This is a genomic window from Pseudoalteromonas sp. SG45-1 (assembly GCF_014164135.1).
Lineage (GTDB): Bacteria > Pseudomonadota > Gammaproteobacteria > Enterobacterales > Alteromonadaceae > Pseudoalteromonas > Pseudoalteromonas distincta.
The window spans coordinates 64,057-82,380 of the sequence record NZ_JACJEP010000009.1 but is presented as its reverse complement, the minus strand read 5'-3'; the positions used below and the strand labels follow the sequence as shown (position 1 = coordinate 82,380).

At 40.3% G+C, this 18,324-nt stretch carries 13 protein-coding genes; 5 read left to right on the top strand and 8 right to left on the bottom strand.

Annotated features, from left to right (window positions below; all coding sequences use genetic code 11):
• Positions 1 to 104 precede the first annotated feature (104 nt).
• Entirely contained in the window at positions 105 to 1,712 is a 1,608-nt protein-coding gene (locus H5117_RS09955; protein WP_024595833.1) for a DUF342 domain-containing protein, read from the top strand.
• Between the two features lie 39 nt (positions 1,713 to 1,751).
• On the opposite strand, the gene asnA is transcribed toward H5117_RS09955, so the two are convergent.
• The gene (gene asnA, locus H5117_RS09950; RefSeq protein WP_182737551.1) at positions 1,752 to 2,747 is read right to left on the bottom strand and encodes an aspartate--ammonia ligase; all 996 of its coding nucleotides are present in this window, start codon (positions 2,745 to 2,747) and stop codon (positions 1,752 to 1,754) included.
• Positions 2,748 to 2,944: 197 nt separating this feature from the next.
• On the opposite strand from asnA, the gene asnC reads away from it, so the two are divergent.
• From asnC to recG, 3 genes are read left to right on the top strand one after another with little or no spacing between them, the layout of a single operon-like run.
• A complete protein-coding gene (gene asnC, locus H5117_RS09945) occupies positions 2,945 to 3,403 on the top strand; it encodes a transcriptional regulator AsnC (RefSeq protein ID WP_024595831.1) in 459 nt (152 codons plus the stop codon).
• A gap of 41 nt (positions 3,404 to 3,444) precedes the next feature.
• Positions 3,445 to 4,131 carry a tRNA (guanosine(18)-2'-O)-methyltransferase TrmH gene (trmH, locus tag H5117_RS09940; RefSeq protein WP_007580009.1) on the top strand — a complete coding sequence of 229 codons (687 nt, stop codon included), beginning with the start codon at positions 3,445 to 3,447 and terminating at the stop codon, positions 4,129 to 4,131.
• Between the two features lie 58 nt (positions 4,132 to 4,189).
• Positions 4,190 to 6,271, top strand: coding sequence for an ATP-dependent DNA helicase RecG (gene recG, locus H5117_RS09935; RefSeq protein ID WP_182737549.1), 2,082 nt, complete (start codon positions 4,190 to 4,192; stop codon positions 6,269 to 6,271).
• 160 nt (positions 6,272 to 6,431) lie between these two features.
• Here the strand turns inward: recG and H5117_RS09930 are convergent, their stop codons facing one another.
• The 7 genes from H5117_RS09930 to H5117_RS09900 all read right to left on the bottom strand — a co-directional run bounded on the left by H5117_RS09930 (position 6,432) and on the right by H5117_RS09900 (position 17,582).
• Positions 6,432 to 8,564 carry an alpha-galactosidase gene (locus tag H5117_RS09930; RefSeq protein ID WP_024595829.1) on the bottom strand — a complete coding sequence of 711 codons (2,133 nt, stop codon included), beginning with the start codon at positions 8,562 to 8,564 and terminating at the stop codon, positions 6,432 to 6,434.
• Between the two features lie 321 nt (positions 8,565 to 8,885).
• Positions 8,886 to 10,364 carry an SLC5 family protein gene (locus tag H5117_RS09925; protein WP_002958818.1) on the bottom strand — a complete coding sequence of 493 codons (1,479 nt, stop codon included), beginning with the start codon at positions 10,362 to 10,364 and terminating at the stop codon, positions 8,886 to 8,888.
• 53 nt (positions 10,365 to 10,417) lie between these two features.
• The gene (locus H5117_RS09920; RefSeq protein WP_182737547.1) at positions 10,418 to 11,179 is read right to left on the bottom strand and encodes a SapC family protein; all 762 of its coding nucleotides are present in this window, start codon (positions 11,177 to 11,179) and stop codon (positions 10,418 to 10,420) included.
• A gap of 12 nt (positions 11,180 to 11,191) precedes the next feature.
• A complete protein-coding gene (locus H5117_RS09915; RefSeq protein WP_154903749.1) occupies positions 11,192 to 12,718 on the bottom strand; it encodes a tryptophan halogenase family protein in 1,527 nt (508 codons plus the stop codon).
• 192 nt (positions 12,719 to 12,910) lie between these two features.
• A complete protein-coding gene (locus tag H5117_RS09910) occupies positions 12,911 to 15,658 on the bottom strand; it encodes a TonB-dependent receptor (protein WP_182692448.1) in 2,748 nt (915 codons plus the stop codon).
• A 187-nt stretch (positions 15,659 to 15,845) separates the two neighbouring features.
• Complete coding sequence (locus H5117_RS09905; RefSeq protein ID WP_182712471.1) at positions 15,846 to 16,820, bottom strand: aldose epimerase family protein; 975 nt, start codon at positions 16,818 to 16,820, stop codon at positions 15,846 to 15,848.
• Between the two features lie 363 nt (positions 16,821 to 17,183).
• Positions 17,184 to 17,582, bottom strand: coding sequence for a thioesterase family protein (locus H5117_RS09900; RefSeq protein WP_002958811.1), 399 nt, complete (start codon positions 17,580 to 17,582; stop codon positions 17,184 to 17,186).
• Between the two features lie 33 nt (positions 17,583 to 17,615).
• Between H5117_RS09900 and H5117_RS09895 the strand changes: the two genes are divergently transcribed.
• Entirely contained in the window at positions 17,616 to 18,320 is a 705-nt protein-coding gene (locus H5117_RS09895; RefSeq protein ID WP_182720176.1) for a 2OG-Fe(II) oxygenase, read from the top strand.
• Positions 18,321 to 18,324: the final 4 nt, after the last annotated feature.

Below are 18,324 nucleotides of genomic sequence, written 5' to 3'. Positions count from 1 at the left end.
CACTTCGTTCTCTGTGACTTCTTGACTCAAATGTAAATTTCTAGCAATCTGTAGTTGTGTTTTAAAAAACAAACTTAACTTAAGTAGTAAAAAAGGATTAACTCGTGTTTAAGCTTGCCAACAATGGAAATGTTTTACTTGATGTAAAAGAACATATTCCTCCCAGCGCTGCATTTATTTTAGAGGCTCTCGAAAAGTCAGCTTTTTGCGACTGCAAAATAGATCATGACGCTATTAATGATTTTTTTAAAAACGAAAACACACAACACACTCTGGTTGTAGCAACAAAACACAATGCCACTTTAAATGTAACAATTAGCGACGATAAAATGCTGGCCATTGGCGAGCTAACCCTTGCCCAAGGCGGAAAATTATTAAGTTTAGAAGATGCAAAAAAACAACTCGTTAAAGCAGGAATTGTGCGTGGCTATAAGCAAGCATTTTTAGAGTTGCTACTGCAAAAACAGTTTGAGCATACAGCGGGTTCTGTCGTTAAGGGAGTATTAGCTAAAGGTAGGCTACCAAGTGATGGTTTGGCCACTAAACTAATAACAACCGTAGAGACTTTAAAAGACCGTTTAAAAACCCCCAAGCTCAAAGAAGATGGCAGCGTGGATATGCGCGACTTTGGCAAGCTTGCAAGCGTAGAGCCAGGCTCTGTGCTTATTCGCCAACAACCAGCAACCCCTGGTAAAGAAGGCTTCACCGTAATAGGTGACATACTGCCCGCAAAACCCGGAGAAAATAAACAATTAGTAGCAGGCGAAGGCACCGAAATATCAAAGCTAAATCCGCTTGAACTAGTCTCTACTATTGCAGGTGTTCCGGTTGAAATTAATAATGGTATGCGTGTCGACGATATTTTTACCATTTCAGATGTAAACGTAAAAAGCGGCCACATTGACTTCCAAGGCAGTGTTATTGTTACCCGCAATATAGACCCTGGAATGAAAGTAACAGCCAAAGGCGATATTACTATATTTGGCACTGTTGAATCAGGAGAGCTTACCGCAGGCGGAAACATCACCGTTAAACAAGGCATTATTGGCCATCAAAAAGCCGACGAACAATCACTGTCTTGTAAGCTTATTGCGCAAGGTGATATTCACGTCTCTCATTCACAGTATTGCTACCTAGAAGCAAATAATATTTTTATTGATCGCCAAACAAGCCACTGTGTAATGAAAGCTAAACGCTTACTGCAAGTTGGTCAATCCGACTTACCTAAGGGTAAAATATTTGGTGGCGAAATACTCGATGCAACGACCCTCATTGCTGGCGAAATAGGGAATGAATCAGGCGCTAAAATGATTATTAACCTAGCGGCTTCTGGCGCCGAAATAACCGCTGATACTGATAATTGCTTTAAAGACTTAGCTAAAACAGATGCACAGCTAGACACGTTGCAAGCAGCACTAGAAAAAACTGATTTAGTGAAGGATGCCGAAAAGAAAAAACTATTAATTACTAAAATTGGTGCTACTCAAAAGCATTATTGTGAACAGGCAGAGCAATTAGAAAAACGTCTTTCAAACTTAGATCACGACTTACACGATTTACTTAACGACGCTAATTTAGCGGTAAATTCTGTTTTGCATTCAGGTGTAGAGATTCATATTTTTGATAAAGTACTCAAAACAATCCGCAATTACCCTCCGTGCAACGTTAAACTTTTGAATAACAAAATTGAAATAGAGTTCAAAACAAGCTAATAACTGAGTGCTCTATTGAGCACTCAAATTTATTCACATTTAAAGTAAACCGCTTACCTCAGCATGTGTTTGCTGCGGCCATACACCCACTTGTACTTGACCAATATGCTGCTTTTGTAGCAAGAGCATCGCTAAGCGCGACTGCCCTATTCCACCGCCAATTGTTTGCGGAAATTTACTTTGTAGTAGCGCTTTATGCCAATCAAACTCTAAGCGGTCTTCATCTCCAGTTGTACTTAACTGCGCTTTTAAAACCTCAGGACTTACGCGTATACCCATTGATGAAATTTCAAAAGCGTCTTCAAGTACTGGGTTCCATACTAAAATATCACCATTTAAACCCATGTATTGCTCGCATGTCGGCGTAGACCAATCATCGTAATCTGGGGCTCTTACATCATGGATTTTGCCATCACCAAGCGCGCCACCAATACCAATTAAAAATACAGCACCATATTCTTGTGCAATGGCTTTTTCGCGTTGTTTAGCGCTAAAGTCAGGGTACATTTTACGTAACTCTTCACTGTGCACAAACTTAATGTCGTCCGGTAAAAAAGGCGTCAAACCATAAGACTCTCTTACAAAAGCTTCCGTCTCTTTTATCCCTTTATAAATAGATTGAACAGTTTGCTTTAGTGTTGCCAGCGAACGCTCTGTGGTTTCGTTAATTACTTTTTCCCAATCCCATTGATCTACATATACAGAATGAATAGGACTTAATGAATCTTCATCTGGGCGCAAAGCTTTCATTTGAGTGTAAATACCCTCACCAACACCAAAGCCATAAGTTGCGAGTGTTTTACGTTTCCACTTAGCCAATGAATGCACCACTTCGTAGCGGCTATCTGTAATCGCTTTTACATTTACAGCAACTGCGTTTTCATGGCCGCTTAAGTTATCTTGCGTGCCGTCACCTACTTTAGCCAAAATAGGGGCTTGAACCTCAACCAGCCCAAGTTGGGTTTCTAGTTGCTGTGAAAAAAATTGCTTAACTTTACTTATTTGCTGCTGTTGCTGCACATAGTGTGAACTCATAATAATTGGCCTCATTCCCAGTTATTGTTACTTGCTTAATTGATAAAAAGCGCCCTAATGAGCGCCTTTAATGAGGTTAATGTAACGATTTGATGAATTAATTCAATATCCCATAATAAAAATAGCTTTAACATATTAAAACCATCAATTAAGTGGTATAAAAATCATATATTCGATAATTTTATGAGAAAAATATAATGGAAAATTATTTAATCGATAATCTCGATAAACAGATACTTCATGCATTAATGGAAAATGCCCGTACTGCGTACGCCGAATTAGCAAAAAGATTTAATGTAAGCGCTGGGACAATTCACGTAAGAATTGAAAAAATGAAGCAAGCAGGGATCATTACAGGCACCCAATTAACGATTAATACTAAACAGCTAGGCTACGATGTGTGTTGCTTTATAGGTATTAATTTAAATAACGCACGTGATTACCCACAAACACTTATAAAGCTAGAAGCATTGGAGGAAGTGGTAGAGGCTTATTACACAACAGGTAACTACAGTATATTTATAAAGGTAATGACAAAGTCCATTGATCACTTACAAGATGTGCTGATTAATAAAATACAGGCAATAGAAGCTATTCAGTCAACAGAAACTCTTATTTCTCTACAAAATCCAATTAGCCGTACGGTAATGCCTTAACTGCAAAAATCTCGTATAATTGCCGAAAAAAGAGGATAACCATGCAGCAAACTCGCTATCAAAGAATCGAAGACGTACTTTCGCGCCGTCAAACAGACTTAACCGTGTGCTTAGAAGACGTGCACAAACACCATAACTTATCTGCAATAGTACGAAGTGCTGATGCGGTTGGTTGTCATCACGTACATGCTGTATGGCCTGAAAAGCAAAAATGGCTAACAAATAATACCTCAGGTGGCAGTAAAAACTGGCTAGAGACGCACTTACATAGAAATATTGATGATGCAGTTACTGCAATGCGTGAACGCAATCCAGAAATACAAATATTAGCGACTCACTTATCAGAAGATGCCGTTGATTTTAGAGAAGTAGATTACACCAAGCCAACGGCTATTATTGTTGGACAAGAAAAAACAGGGATATCAGAAAAAGCCCTAGAATATGCCGATCAAAATATTATTATTCCAATGCAAGGCATGGTGCAATCACTAAATGTTTCAGTTGCTGCTGCGCTAATATTGTTTGAAGCACAGCGCCAACGCGAGCTGGCTGGTTTATATAATAGAGATATGTTGAGCGCCGAAGTTAAACATCCACTTTACTTTGAAGGCTGCCACCCTATTATCGCAAGGCAGTGTAAACAAAAAAAATTACCTTATCCTGCACTTGATGAAAACGGCGAAATAGTCGCTGACGAGCAATTTTGGCAAGCTTTAAAACATACTTGATGGACTAAAGCTCTGTAAGTACACTTAACTTATTCACAAATAATAAGATTGATATAATTTGTCTAAACCTAGCTTAAATCAATACCCAATTACAGAGCTCAAAGGGGTCGGCCCAAAAATGGCTGAGCGTTTGTTAAAGCTAGGTATTTTAACTGTGCAAGATATGCTTTTTCATTTGCCACTTCGCTATGAAGATCGCACTCGCTTATACGCGATTAATGAGTTGTCACTACATAGCCACGTGAGTGTTGAAGCAACAATTGAAACAAGCCAAATCACGTTTGGAAAAAGGCGCATGCTTGTTTGCCAAATCAATGATGGTACTGGCAGGCTAACACTACGATTTTTTAATTTTACCGCTGCACAAAAAAACGCATTTAGCGCTGGTAAAATAATACGTTGTTTTGGTGAAGTGCGCCGTGGCCGTGTTGGCTTTGAAATGAGCCATCCTGAATACAGCATCAGCGATACCTCTAACGAGCAGCCGGTAGCGACAACATTAACGCCCGTTTATTCAACAACCGAAGGCTTAAAGCAACTATCGATTAGAGCTTTAAGCGAACAGGCTATTGATTTACTAAATAAATACTCAGTAGAAGAACTACTGCCTTCACAGTGGCAGCCATCAAATATGCCGCTAAGTGACGCCTTATTATTACTGCACCGCCCACCAAATAATGTTGATGTAGCTGCATTAGAGCAAGGTACTCACCCTGCTCAACAGCGCCTTGTATTTGAGGAGTTACTTGCTCAAAACCTCAGCTTATTAAAAGTGCGAGAGCAAGGGCAACAAGTTAAAGCCGTGGCATTAAATCCGGTAAACATATTAGAAAGCCAATTTTTAGAGCAACTTCCTTTTGCACCCACAAATGCGCAAAGCCGCGTAGTTGCTGAGATTAAAGGTGACATGCAACACGCGTATCCCATGATGCGTTTAGTACAAGGCGATGTAGGCTCTGGTAAAACCCTAGTAGCAGCACTTAGTGCACTAACAGCCATTGCGCAGGGCTTTCAAGTCGCTTTAATGGCTCCTACTGAAATTTTATCAGAGCAACATGGTGTTAATTTTACAACGTGGTTTAATCAACTAGGTATAACAGTTGCTTGGCTTGGCGGTAAAACAAAAGGCAAAGAGCGCGTAGCAACACTTGAAAAAATAGCCTCTGGTGAAGCGCAAATGATTGTAGGTACTCACGCTTTATTTCAAGATGAAGTTAAGTTTAATAACTTAGTGCTTATCGTTATTGATGAACAACACCGCTTTGGTGTCCACCAGCGTTTATCACTGCGTGAAAAAGGTAAGTTTGGTGATTGTTACCCTCATCAACTAGTCATGACCGCAACACCCATTCCACGTACACTCGCCATGACCGCCTATGCCGACTTAGAAACCTCTGTGATTGACGAGCTGCCACCTGGGCGTACGCCAATCACAACAGTGGCACTTCCTGATACTCGCAGAGACGATATTATTGCCCGCGTTAAATTAGCGTGTAACGAGCAAGGCCGCCAAGTTTATTGGGTGTGTACACTTATTGATGAATCTGAAGTACTGCAATGCCAAGCCGCCGAAGACAGTGCACTACAGTTAAAAGAAGCATTACCAGAGCTAAACGTAGGCTTAGTACATGGGCGAATGAAATCAGCTGAAAAACAAGCCATTATGAGCGAGTTTAAGGCAGGTAATATACATGTTTTAGTTGCCACGACGGTTATTGAAGTTGGTGTAGATGTCCCTAATGCGAGCTTAATCATTATAGAAAACCCTGAGCGCTTAGGCTTAGCACAGCTGCATCAGTTACGTGGGCGAGTTGGCCGTGGCGCTACTGCATCGCATTGCGTGCTTTTATACCACGCACCACTGTCTCATACCGCTCAAAAGCGATTAGGTGTACTACGCGATAGTAACGATGGCTTTGTGATAGCAGAGCGCGATTTAGAAATTCGTGGCCCTGGTGAAGTACTCGGTACAAAACAAACAGGGTTAGCCGAGTTTAAAATTGCCGATCTTACCCGCGATAAGCACATCCTCAACCAAGTTAGACCGATTGCACAGCAAATGCTTAAGCAACACCCAGAGGTTGTTGACCCGCTAATTCAACGTTGGTTGGGTAATAAGCAAAATTACGCGCAAGCGTAACCACTCTATTTTCTATATTTTTGAGTTTACTAAGTTAATTTACTAAATTAGCTTACTAAGGATATAAAAAAGTCAGCTCTAAACAATATAGAGCTGACTTCTGATATCTCAATAGAGCAGCATAAAAGCGATTTTCGCCCTTTACTGCTCTTAGTTAAATTTAAGCTTTATTAAGCTCAAATATAAGCGATGTTTGCGGGAATGAAATTGGCATTTGTAAACCAAACTGCATTAGCGCTTCACCTGTAAATGTTTGACCATTTACCGCAGCAATAGAAGATGGGCGATACTCTTCAAATTTTACCGGCCACACTAAATTAAGTGTGTACTGCGCATCGGCATCTAGGCCAACAAAACGAAGCTTATTAGGCGCTGTACGCGGTGTTTCGCGAACGCTGTTATAGGCAAATAACGCTTTTGTTTTTTGCGCATCAATTAAACCAAAGTTAATTGATAAATCGTCGCTATCTAGGCGGTATAAATCGGCAGCATGAATAAACTCACGATGCTCTTTGTGTAGTGCTATTGCCGCTTTAAGTGCATTGTATTCGTGATCGGTCAGTTCACGTGGGTCCATTTCGATTCCCATGTGGCCAAACATTGATACCGCAGCACGCATTTCAATACTTACATTACGCCCTGTGATATGACAATCGCGTGGGCCTACGTGTGCCCCCATAACCGACGATGGGAAAAAGAAAGAACATCCACGCTGTATTTCAAGGCGATCTAGCGCATCGTTTGAATCTGACGTCCATACACGATCTGTGTGTGCAAGTACGCCGTAATCTACACGTGCACCACCTGACGAACAGCTTTCTATTTCAAGACCAGGGTGCGCCGCTTTAATACGGTCAATTAAACGATAAAGTGCCAATGTTTGCTGATGCACAGCAGGCTTGCCATCAAAATTACCCGCATGGTTAATATCGCGGTTCATATCCCATTTAATGTACTTAATAGTTGGGTATTCAACTAAAATATCGTCAATCGCTTTGTATAGGTACTCAACAACCTCAGAGCGCGTTAAATCAAGTACTAGCTGATTTCTAAAGCTTAACTGCTCGTTATTTTCTGAGCCTAAAACCCAATCAGGATGCGCGCGGTATAAATCACTATCTGGGTTAACCATTTCTGGTTCAAACCAAATACCAAACTCCATACCTAAGCTATTAACATGATCAATGACTGGCGATAAACCATCAGGGTAAATTTTGTAATCTACTGTCCAATCACCTAAGCCTGCATTGTCGCCACGGCGGCCTTTAAACCAGCCATCATCAAGTACAAAACGCTCAATACCTAACGGCGCTACTTTGTCGGCTAGTTGCTTAAGCGTGTCTACGTCGTGATCAAAGTAAATACCTTCCCACGTGTTGTAATGCACAGGGCGCGCTTTTTCACGCTGTGCTTGGCTAAGTAAATTAGCTTTAACAAAACGATGGAAATTACGAGAAAGCGCACTAAAACCTTCACTTGAAAACGAGCCATAAATGCTCGGGCTTTGATACGTTTGACCTTTAGCAAGCGTAAGCTCACCAGGAAGTAATAGCTCACCCATTTGTACATAACGACGACCTTCAGCTAAAAGCTCTGCACGTAGTTTATTGTTGCCGCTCCAACCTAAATGAAAGCCGTAACATTCGCCGTGTTGCTCGCCTGCATTTTCGTTATGCACTAATAAACCAGGAAACACATCGTGTGATGTTTTGCCTTTACGGTTTTCGCGTACAAAACTCCCAAGCACTAAATCAACAGATTGACGCTGGAATTCGTTTGACCAACGACCTTCAAAGCTCACTATTTTGCTTACGCTATCTGGCAATTGAAATGTTGGCGCGGCGCAAAAATTAACGCTCAGTGGTGAGTCACCTAAATTAGTTAATACAGTATGTGCACTTAGTACGTCACTGTTGTTGTCAAGCGTAATGCTGTGCACGACTTCAATACCACGAAGCTTATCTACACTTACAAACTCAACAGTCGCACTTGAAGGCTGACGCACTTCTTGAAGCTCTGGCCCAACTGACCATGCGATTGAATCATTTACTAGCTCAAGCCCTGGCGCGCCAGTAAAGCCTTCGCCTAATAAAGGAGATAGAGAAATAGGCGCTTCTTCAACCACGGCACATTTTACCTCTTGACGGGTAGCAAGCTGAGTAAGCATTGTTTCTGTTGTTTGCTCAGATAGGCGTTTACCAAAGTACAGTAACGCCGGTGTTTTGCTCTGGCAGTCGAAAATAACGGTGCTGTTTACACTGTCTAATCGATAAAATGATTTAGTGTCGGCCATGATTTTCCTATCCTCTTGTTCATTGTGTGAGTTATAAATATAACGAAAATTAGTAAGCTACACTATTTACTAAATGTATCTCTTTGCTTGAGCCACAATCTATCAGATGCTGACACTCAATAATAATAGTATATATCATACAAATTAGGTTTTGATAGTCTTTACATCGCAAATAGTCAGATAAACTCACTGGAAGTACCACTGTAATAAAAGTTATTAAACTAACCTTTACTTTAAAATTCTGTTATTGCTTTTAATATATATAAAAAATCGGCCAGAGTTGCCCCATGACCGATTTTGTCAGCTTAAACTATTTACAATCTATTTTTGTACTTGTACTTGTCCTGCGTCATCAAGTGCCGGTGTTTTACCTGCCCACTGCGCATTCAAACCAAATACCACTTTATTTACTATCAATGCAAAAGCTACACATACAATCAGTGTAATTGGCATTAAATGAATGTAATGAATGTCAGTATGTAGTGGTGAGTTTGCAAACGTAAGCATGCCATACATTACAACACCTAAAATTACTGCTGCAATACCTGCACGTGCATCAACATTTTTAAATAATAAGCCCACTACAAAAATTGAGAATATAGGCATACTTAATAAGCCGTTTAATTGCTGTAGCAAGTTAATAATACTGTCTGCTTGCTGGTAAATTGGTACAAGTACCAGTGTTAAGCTTGTTAGTAGCAATGTTACGTAACCGCTTAGCTTTACAACACTTGGCTCTTTATTAAAGTAAGCTTCGTGAATGTCACACACGTATAGTGCTGTAGCTGAATTTAATAAGCTGTTGTAAGTAGACAGCACTGCCGCCGCCATTGCCGCTGCAAACACACCGGTTAACCATGCTGGCATTACATCACCTACAATTCGACCATAAGCAGCGTCGCCAATATCGCCGTAAAGTTTAAACGAAATGATACCCGGTAATACCACAATGGCAGGGACGATTAAAAAACGAATTCCCGCTGCGGCAAATATACCTTTTTGCGCTTCTTTAACATTAGGAGCAGCCATGGCTCGTTGCGTAATTGTTTGGTTAGTACCCCAGTAATACATTTGAATAAAGATCATACCGGTTAAAAGTGTTGGCCATGGAATAGGTGAATCAGCATCGCCGATGAGTGTTAAGCGCTCCTCAGGAATACCCGTAAAGTCATAATCAATCGCATTTAGTGCTAAAAACACCACTAAAACAGCCATACCCAGTACCAGTAAGCCGTTATAAGTATCAGACACTGCAACTGCACGTAGACCACCAAAAAACGCATAAATAGCACCTACAATGGCAAATGCGGTGGCAATATACATTAGCGGAATATCAACCTTAAACATGGTTTGCATAAACAGCGCACCTGAGTAAATTACCGCTGGCATGTAAATAAGTGCATTACCTAAAAAGAATAATCCCCCAATAACAGCGCGAATATGTTTGTTGTTATAGCGCTTTTCTAAAAGCTCTGTGGTCGTTGTACAGTTGTATTTATAATAAACAGGAATAAACACTTTGGCTAAAATAATTAAGCCAATAATCGCCGCAAGCTCCCACCAAACAAGCAAAGCCATTTGGTTACCATTCATACCCACTAGTTGGTCGGTACTTAAGTTAGTAAGTGTTATTGAACCTGCAACAAACATCCAAGTAAGGCCACCGCCCGCTAAAAAATACTCTTTGGTTTGGCTTTGTCCGTTATTACGATTTTGACCTCGGCATTTCCAATAAGTAAGGCCACCAATTAAAGCGGTGACAAAAACAAAAACCACCAGCTGTAAAATGTTATCTGACATGTGTGTGTCTCCTACGCGTTACGCGCAATGTCTGTGTAATAAAAAAGTGCACGCTACAGCGCGTGCGCATCTCGACTTAGTTCTAACTTAATTTGCTTTAAAGGCATAAGTTCGGGACGTTGGTTGTGCAGCTTTACCAATGCATTTAACTGAAACAGTGAAATAAGCATACTGTTAAGCACACTTAGGTAACCTTGCTTGTGTAAGTTTGCAACGGTATCGCTATCTAAAGTTTGCAGTTTGTCTTCATAAACGGTGCTCAAACCTTGAATAGTTTGGGTTTCGCCTTGTTCAAACTGCAATACAATATCTATGTTTTTAATAAGCCCTAAGCGCGCTACTTCTTGGGTAAATTGATACGTTTGATAATCATTTTTTAAATCGCTCTCAAGTAGCTTTTGCTGTGAATTTAAAAATAAGCTTGGCTTACCTTTAGCATCAAATAGTGCCTCGCCTTGCTGCGTATTTACGGCTGAGCTTTGATCATCAATCGCAATAAAGTAGTCGCTGCTATTTGCTTCACGGGTCATTAAATAAAGAGGGTGAGTTTGTATACATACCGGTGTGTAAAGCGCCTGCCACTGGTGGTTATTAACCAATAAACTTTGCCCAGCACTAAAGCTTGTTAAACCCGATACAGTATAACTGCCGTTTTGCGCATTTCGTGCTAAAAATATAGGCAAGTCGCATGCAGCTTTTGCCACTTCGTTAGCTCTTAAATTAACTAAATGCTGCGTTTTTGCATATTCAATACCTGCATTAGGGTTAATTTTTAATGTTTGGTGTTTGGTGTTTACTAGTTCACTAATAGCCATAGTTACACATCCTTAAACTGGGTTAGCCGCTAACCACTGCTCAATATAAGCGCGGTGTGGCGGCAAAGTTTGCAACATCTGCTGTGTAAGCTGGCTGTTACGTTCAATTATTTGTTTGGCTTGCGCGTCTTGTGAATACAAATAAGCCTGTTTAGTAAAGTCTGGTTTGAAGCCCATACCATATAAAACGTACTGGTAGCTGGCGGCTGGGAATAACTCTAATGCGCCATGAAAATCTTGAATAAGCGGGCCACGGCTTCCCCAAAGCAGTAAATCTTCTTGCAGGGTTTGTGGAATAGTATTGGGCTGTACATGTGCTTGCCAGTAAGGTTCTGGGCGCTTGGTTAGCATGTAATGCAGCTTTAAAAAGTCGATAATACGCTGCCAGCGGTAATCCATCTGCTCGTTAAAGCGTTTAGCTACTATAGGCATTACTTGTGTATCTGCTGGCATGTGCTCTGCTACAAAGCGTGCTGAAATTTCAACAAGCATAATAGCGGTTGCTTCAAGCGGCTCTACAAACCCTGCTGACATACCCACTGCAACACAGTTTTTATGCCAAAACTTCTCACGGTAGCCCGACTCAAAGCTAATTTTACGGGCAGTTAAACCGTTTGCTGCATCGCCTAAATAGTTTCGTAAGTTTTGCTCTGCTTCATCGTCTGATAAAAATTTGCTTGAATATACATGCCCTACACCACGGCGATGCGTTAAACCTATATCCCAAATCCATCCAGCGTTTTGCGCTGTTGCTATGGTATGGCTGGCTAAGGAGTCATCGTTTTCATCGTAAGGGACTTGCATCGCCAGTGCGCTGTCGTTAAATAGCACGTGGTCCATTTTTTTAAACGGTACGTTGAGCGCTTGGCCTAATAACAATGATGAAAAACCAGTACAGTCTATAAATAAATCGGCGCTTATAATGCGGGTTTGATCTTTTAGAGTAAGCTCATTTATTGCACCATCGTCATCAAGTTTTACCTGATCAACAGTACCAATAATATGCTCTACACCAAGCTTACTTTTACAATGTTGTTTAAGCATTTCTGCAAAAGCGCCGGCATCTAAGTGATAAGCATAATTACAGTTACCTTGATATTCACCTTGCGCTATACCTCTTGGGGCTAAGCTTGCTTCGCAAATATCATGTTGAAAATTAGTTTGCTGTGCAAAGTCTTCAACATTATCTAAATAAGGGGCTAAATCTATGCGGCCGTAGCCTAGCGGTACAGTAAATGGATGGTAGTAAAAGTCGTTGTTGCCGTGCGTCCAATTTACAAATTTACCACCTTGCTTAAAGGTAGCGTTACAGGCTTTAAATACATCAACTTCACGCAAACCTATTTGCTGAAGTGTGTTTTTCATCGTGGGCCAGGTACCTTCACCTACACCAATTGTTGGAATATCTGACGATTCAACCAACATCACTTTTAAGCCATCACCATTTTTACCTTGGTGATACGAAGCTATAATTGCAGCGCTCAACCATCCTGCTGTGCCGCCACCAATTACTGCGATTGTTTTTATTGTTTTATTCATAATGGACTACTCTTTGAGTATCTTTGATAACGTTTTATACAACAAATGCCCGGTAGGGCATTTGGATTTAATGTGGCTTCATTTTAGCCAATTAGGTTAACTAATATACATTACTGTTAAATTAACCTAATTGGTATTAGCACTAATGTGCTGCAATGAAACAAGAGGCGAGAAGTTCGCCTCAAACATTAATTAAAACGATCCGCGAATACCAAACGCGTAACGTGAGCCATTATCTTCCACTGAATAAATTTGGTTAGCAAAACGACCTGTTTGTACTAACTCTTCTTCAGTGATATTGATGCCTTCTGCAAAAATAGTGAAGTTTTCGTTAATATCGTAGCTTGCACTAATATCCCACTGGCCGTACGTTTCTACGTTCACTGGTTCACCATTGAAGCCGTTATCAACTAAGCGTAAAAAGCCTTCACGGTTGTTAAATGCAACACGTGCTTGCCAGTTGTCTTGCTCATAAAACAATACTAAGTTTTGTGAATCGCCCAAACCTTCAAGTGCAAATGTTTGAGTTGTATCATCACCTACACTAATGTCGCTATTCACAACAGTCGCATTAGCGATAAAACCAAAGCCATTTTCAAACATGTGAGTAACACCCACTTCGAAGCCGGTTACAGTTGCAGACTCACCATTTTGAGGACGGCTTACAGTGTAAACTTCTGAGCTACCAATAAGTTCGTCATCTGTTTGGTCTGTACATGTAGTACACGCAAAATCAGGACCTGAACGGTCAGACATTTCGTATGTTTCTGCACCCGTTAACGTAACAATAAAGTCGTCAACTTCTTTACTAAATACTGCAAAGCTAAATAAGTTAGCATCGTTGTAGTACCACTCGTAAGAGATATCCCAGTTTTCTGATTGGAATGGTTTAAGTGCTGGATTGCCACCACTTGCCGTTAAGTTTTGACGACGTGGTTCGTTAAAGTTTGTCGCAGGAGATAACTGAGACATAGTTGGACGAGTAATACTATCGTACGCGGCAAAACGTAAAATCATATTATCTTGTAGCTCAAGCTTAACGTTGAAAGACGGCAGTAAGTTTGAGTAGCTAGTACCTTGTTCAATATTAGTCGCAGGGCCAAATACGTTAGCAAACAATGTCGCATCTGAAGTTGGAACTACATCGCTAATAAAGCTTTGTATTGCCGCAACTTCAATATCGGTTTCAGAGTAACGAGCACCCATATTAACGGTTACCGGCATATCAGCTAGGTCAAAACCAAGCGTAAAGTCCATGTATAAACTAGTGATGTCTTCGTTAATTGTGTAACGGTTATTTTGTAGCGTTGGCTCTACTGGAAAACCTTGATCGGCTAAGTAATCAAGCATTTTATCGCCATCGTAGCTATAAAATGTATCGATTAAACCAGGGAAGTAATTACTCGCTGTGTATGCTTCAAAATCAATTTCATCAAGCGGTGCTTGTGTACCGTAACCACAAAATTGACATTGGCTACCAAAAATTTGGAAGCTAGATTTTTCACGCTCTTGGCGATAAGCACCAAAGTTAATACGCTCTACTGGGCCTTTATCTGGCACGTATTCAAAATCGGCTTTTACTTCAGTGATTTCATCTTCATCAGTAAATTGGTTACCAATTTCGTTGTAGTGAAGACGCGCTAGGCTTGGATCTGGCAATGAACCATTTTCAAAGCCATCATGCTGTACGGTAGGAATGCTGCCTGTACCGTCAAAAGTATAGCTGTTAATAATACCCACTACGTTAAAACGATCATTACCTGCACGGTCGTTTTCAGCTGTTGAGCGAGATACATCAAATTTTGCTTTTAGTGACTCGTTTACTTGCCAGTCAACATTAATACCAAATGCTTTATTAGTTACATCACGTGAGTTACGTGTATGCGATACAAAGTCACTTGCAGGGTCGCCACTTGGCGCGCCTAAGCCAACTTCTTGAGAGAAAGTTAAAAGCGTACCCGTTTCAGCATCAATTGTTGCGCTGCCTACACGATCTGGTTCGAACCAAGATGCTAAATCACGCACTGACGAATCAACTTCAAATTTTGAAATCATCCCATCAACCGTAATCGTAACATCGTCAGATGGTGCATATTGAAGTACTAAACTTGCGTTTGTACGTTCACGGTCTTGCTCATCAACTACTTGGTCCCAGTTACGTGGAATGTAGGCATTTTCAAACAATACACCATCAGTTGGGTTAGATATTGTTTGGCCACCGCGCCAACCTGCCGTTAAAATTTGGTTGTTTTGAAGTTTACGTTGCTGATTAGTGATGGCAAAAAGCACACCTAGCTTGTCATCGTTAAACGTATTACTTATTAAAAATGATGTTGATGGAGATACTTCTTCAGAAAGGCTTTCGTACATACCTTTAACTGAACCTAAAATATGTAAACCACCAAAATCAAAAGGGCGTGCTGTAGTTACGTTAACCGTACCACCAATGCCGCCTTCTTGAAGCGTTGCAGTATTACTTTTATAAATATCAGCACCGGTGATTTGATCTGCTGCTAATACATCAAAATTAAATTCACGACCTGCACTGTCTGTCGCAATTTGACGACCATTAACAAGTACAGTATTAAATTGTGGACCAAAACCACGAATAGTTACCGCTTGGCCTTCACCACCACTGCGGTCAATTGCTACACCTGTAATACGTTGCAGAGACTCTGCTACGTTTAAATCAGGAAATTTACCAAGATCTTCTGCTTTAATCCCGTCTGTAACAACATTAGATGCTTTTTTATCTAACATTGATGAACGTAAGCTGCTGCGGATACCCGTTACTGCGATAACTTCAACATCTTCATTTACTACTGTAGGCGTATTGCCTTCAGCGCCTTGAGCTGCAACGCTTCCGCTTGCCAATATACCAGTGATAGCAATACTGAGCGCGGTTTTCTTGTTGAACGATAACTTATTGTTAATTACCATTTTTTAAAAACTCCTGATTGTGTGTAGTCGTTGTGTCGTTGTGGTAGTGCGTATAGTTTCAAATACTATTTATATTATAAATACTTTAAACCGGCAAAAAGTGCAACCTTTTCCTTAATTATGGATAGCATTCAATTACCGTATATTTTCTTTTGCTTTTCTTTTAATTAACATTAAAGAACTGTATTCACTCAGAAAAAGCGTAAATAATAACCTGTTCGTATTTCTCTGCTGGCAATAAATTAGCCTTTGGAAAATTTTCACGATTTGGCGCATCTGGCCAATTTTGCGCTTCAAAACACAAAGCTTGCCGTGCTTTAAAAGGCGAACCAACAAAGTTTGCGGTATAAAGCTGCATGCCTGGCTGCGTACTTTTAAGGGTTAAACTAACGTTCGTGTGTGGCGAAGTTAATGTAGCCATCGTCTTTAAACTGCTGTCATCATTAAAAATATAGCAGTGATCAAAGCCATTTCCAGCTTCTAGCTGAGGATGAACGGCGCTTAAGGCCTCACCAACTTGAGCTGGCTTAGTAAAGTCAAAGCAGGTACCGCAAACTAAAGCGGCTTCATTAAGTGGAATACTAGTTGTATCAATAGGAAGGTAACGATCGGTATTAATTTGAACAAGATGCTCATTAATTGATGAGCTGCCATCAAGATTAAAGTAGCAATGGTTAGTAAAGTTAACGAGCGTTTCTTTATTGGTTAGCGCTTTAAAGTGCAGAGTAAGCTCGCCGTTTTTAGCGCTAATAGTTTGCCAAACCTGCAACTCACCGGGGAAACCTTGTTCGCCGTCGGGCGAGCAATAATAAAGCTCAACTTCACTTTCAGTTTGTTTGGTTACTTGCCAAAGTACTTTATTAAAACCTTTAACACCGCCATGTAGGCTATTAGGACCGTTATTTGCCTCTAATTGATACTGCGTACCAGATAAGCTAAAACGCCCCTTTGCAATACGATTAGCGTATCGACCTACTGTAGCGCCTAAGTAAAATGGGTTTTCAAGATAGTATTTAGGGTCATCGACGCTAAGCGTCATTTCTTGTTTTTTAAATTTAATGCTTTTTATTATTGCGCCAAACGGTAAAATTTCAGCTGTTAAATTCTCACCATCACTGAGCTGAATAACTTGTAAAGGCTGGTTACTGGCAATAGATGTCACACGCATACTCCAATCAAATTACCGAATTAACATTTCCTGTTATAACGGCGCAACAATATATAATATAAATAGTATATAATTGAAGCCTGCAACTCAATCTAAATGCGTTAAAATTTCTCGACAAAAATTTATACCTCTTCACTTAATTAAGTGATCTATTTTGAGGAAAGAAAATCGTGTTGATAACAAGGCAAAAATTTCGTTATTTAGTTGTTCTATATCAGAAATTTTTAACGCAGTTATCGTCAGATTTAATCCCTCAAATTGATTAAGTATTATTGAGGATAGGTATTACAGCTGCCATTATTTATTTACACTAATCCAGCTCAGCATGAGCTTATATAAAATATAAGCTTTGTAAGGTTAACTCCCTTGGTAAATATGCTCGTTAAGCGCCGCTTTTTCGTCAATGCTAAGCGCTTGCTTTGATTTAGCAATAAAATCGTACCTCACCATCACAGCTTTTCCTATTGCGCAGCATTTATCGTGTTGCCATGCTTCTTGCCTAAGTGTAAAAGAGCTAGTGCCTATATGCTCTACAGAGGTTTTTACGGTCACTTCGTGGCCATAAAATAATTCGCCCACAAACGACACTTCAACTTTGGCGATAATCAATTTCCAATCATGTGGATTTAAGTCCGGTGTAAAAAACTTAAAAATAGGTCCACGCGCGACTTCAAACCATACAGGGAGTACGGTATTGTTGATGTGTCCGAGTGCATCTGTTTCGCTAAAGCGCGGCATCACTTTTTCAATAAACATAAAAATCCAATAATAATTATATAAAGGTAAACCATGACGGACTTTATACGCGTTATTAATAACGCATTAAGCGATGAGTTTTGCGATGAATTTATTTCCACATTCGCGCAAAGCCCGCATGTAAGACAAGGGGTAACATCGGGCGGTGTCGACTTAAAGAAAAAAGACAGCCACGACCTGCACTTAAATAATCACCCCGAATATGCACAACAATTAAAACATATACAACAAACGACTGCACAGCATGTTTTTAAGTATGTTGAAGAGCATATTTTTATGATGATTGGGGCATTTGGCTTAAAGGTTTATCATCCAAAAACAGGCGAAGTAGTCGATTTAACCCAAGAGAATTTTGAAGAAGTGGGTAAACCGCAATTACCCGTTTTAGTTCAGCAAATTTTTAGACTCGGTAACATTCAAGCGCAAAAATACGAAGTAAACAAAGGTGGCTACCCTTACTGGCACAGTGAAGTTTATCCGCAGCTACAGCACAATGAAGCTTTGCATCGCGTGTTGTTATTTATGTTTTACTTAAACGATGTAGAAGAAGGTGGTGAAACAGAGTTTTATTATCAAAACCGTAAAATCGCCCCTCAAAAAGGCACTATGGTAATAGCACCTGGCTACTTTACACATACTCATAGAGGCAATAAGCCAGTATCAAACGATAAGTATATTTTAACCTCGTGGGTATTGTTTAACCGTGCAGAACAAATATATGGTGCGCCTAAGAGTTAGCGCA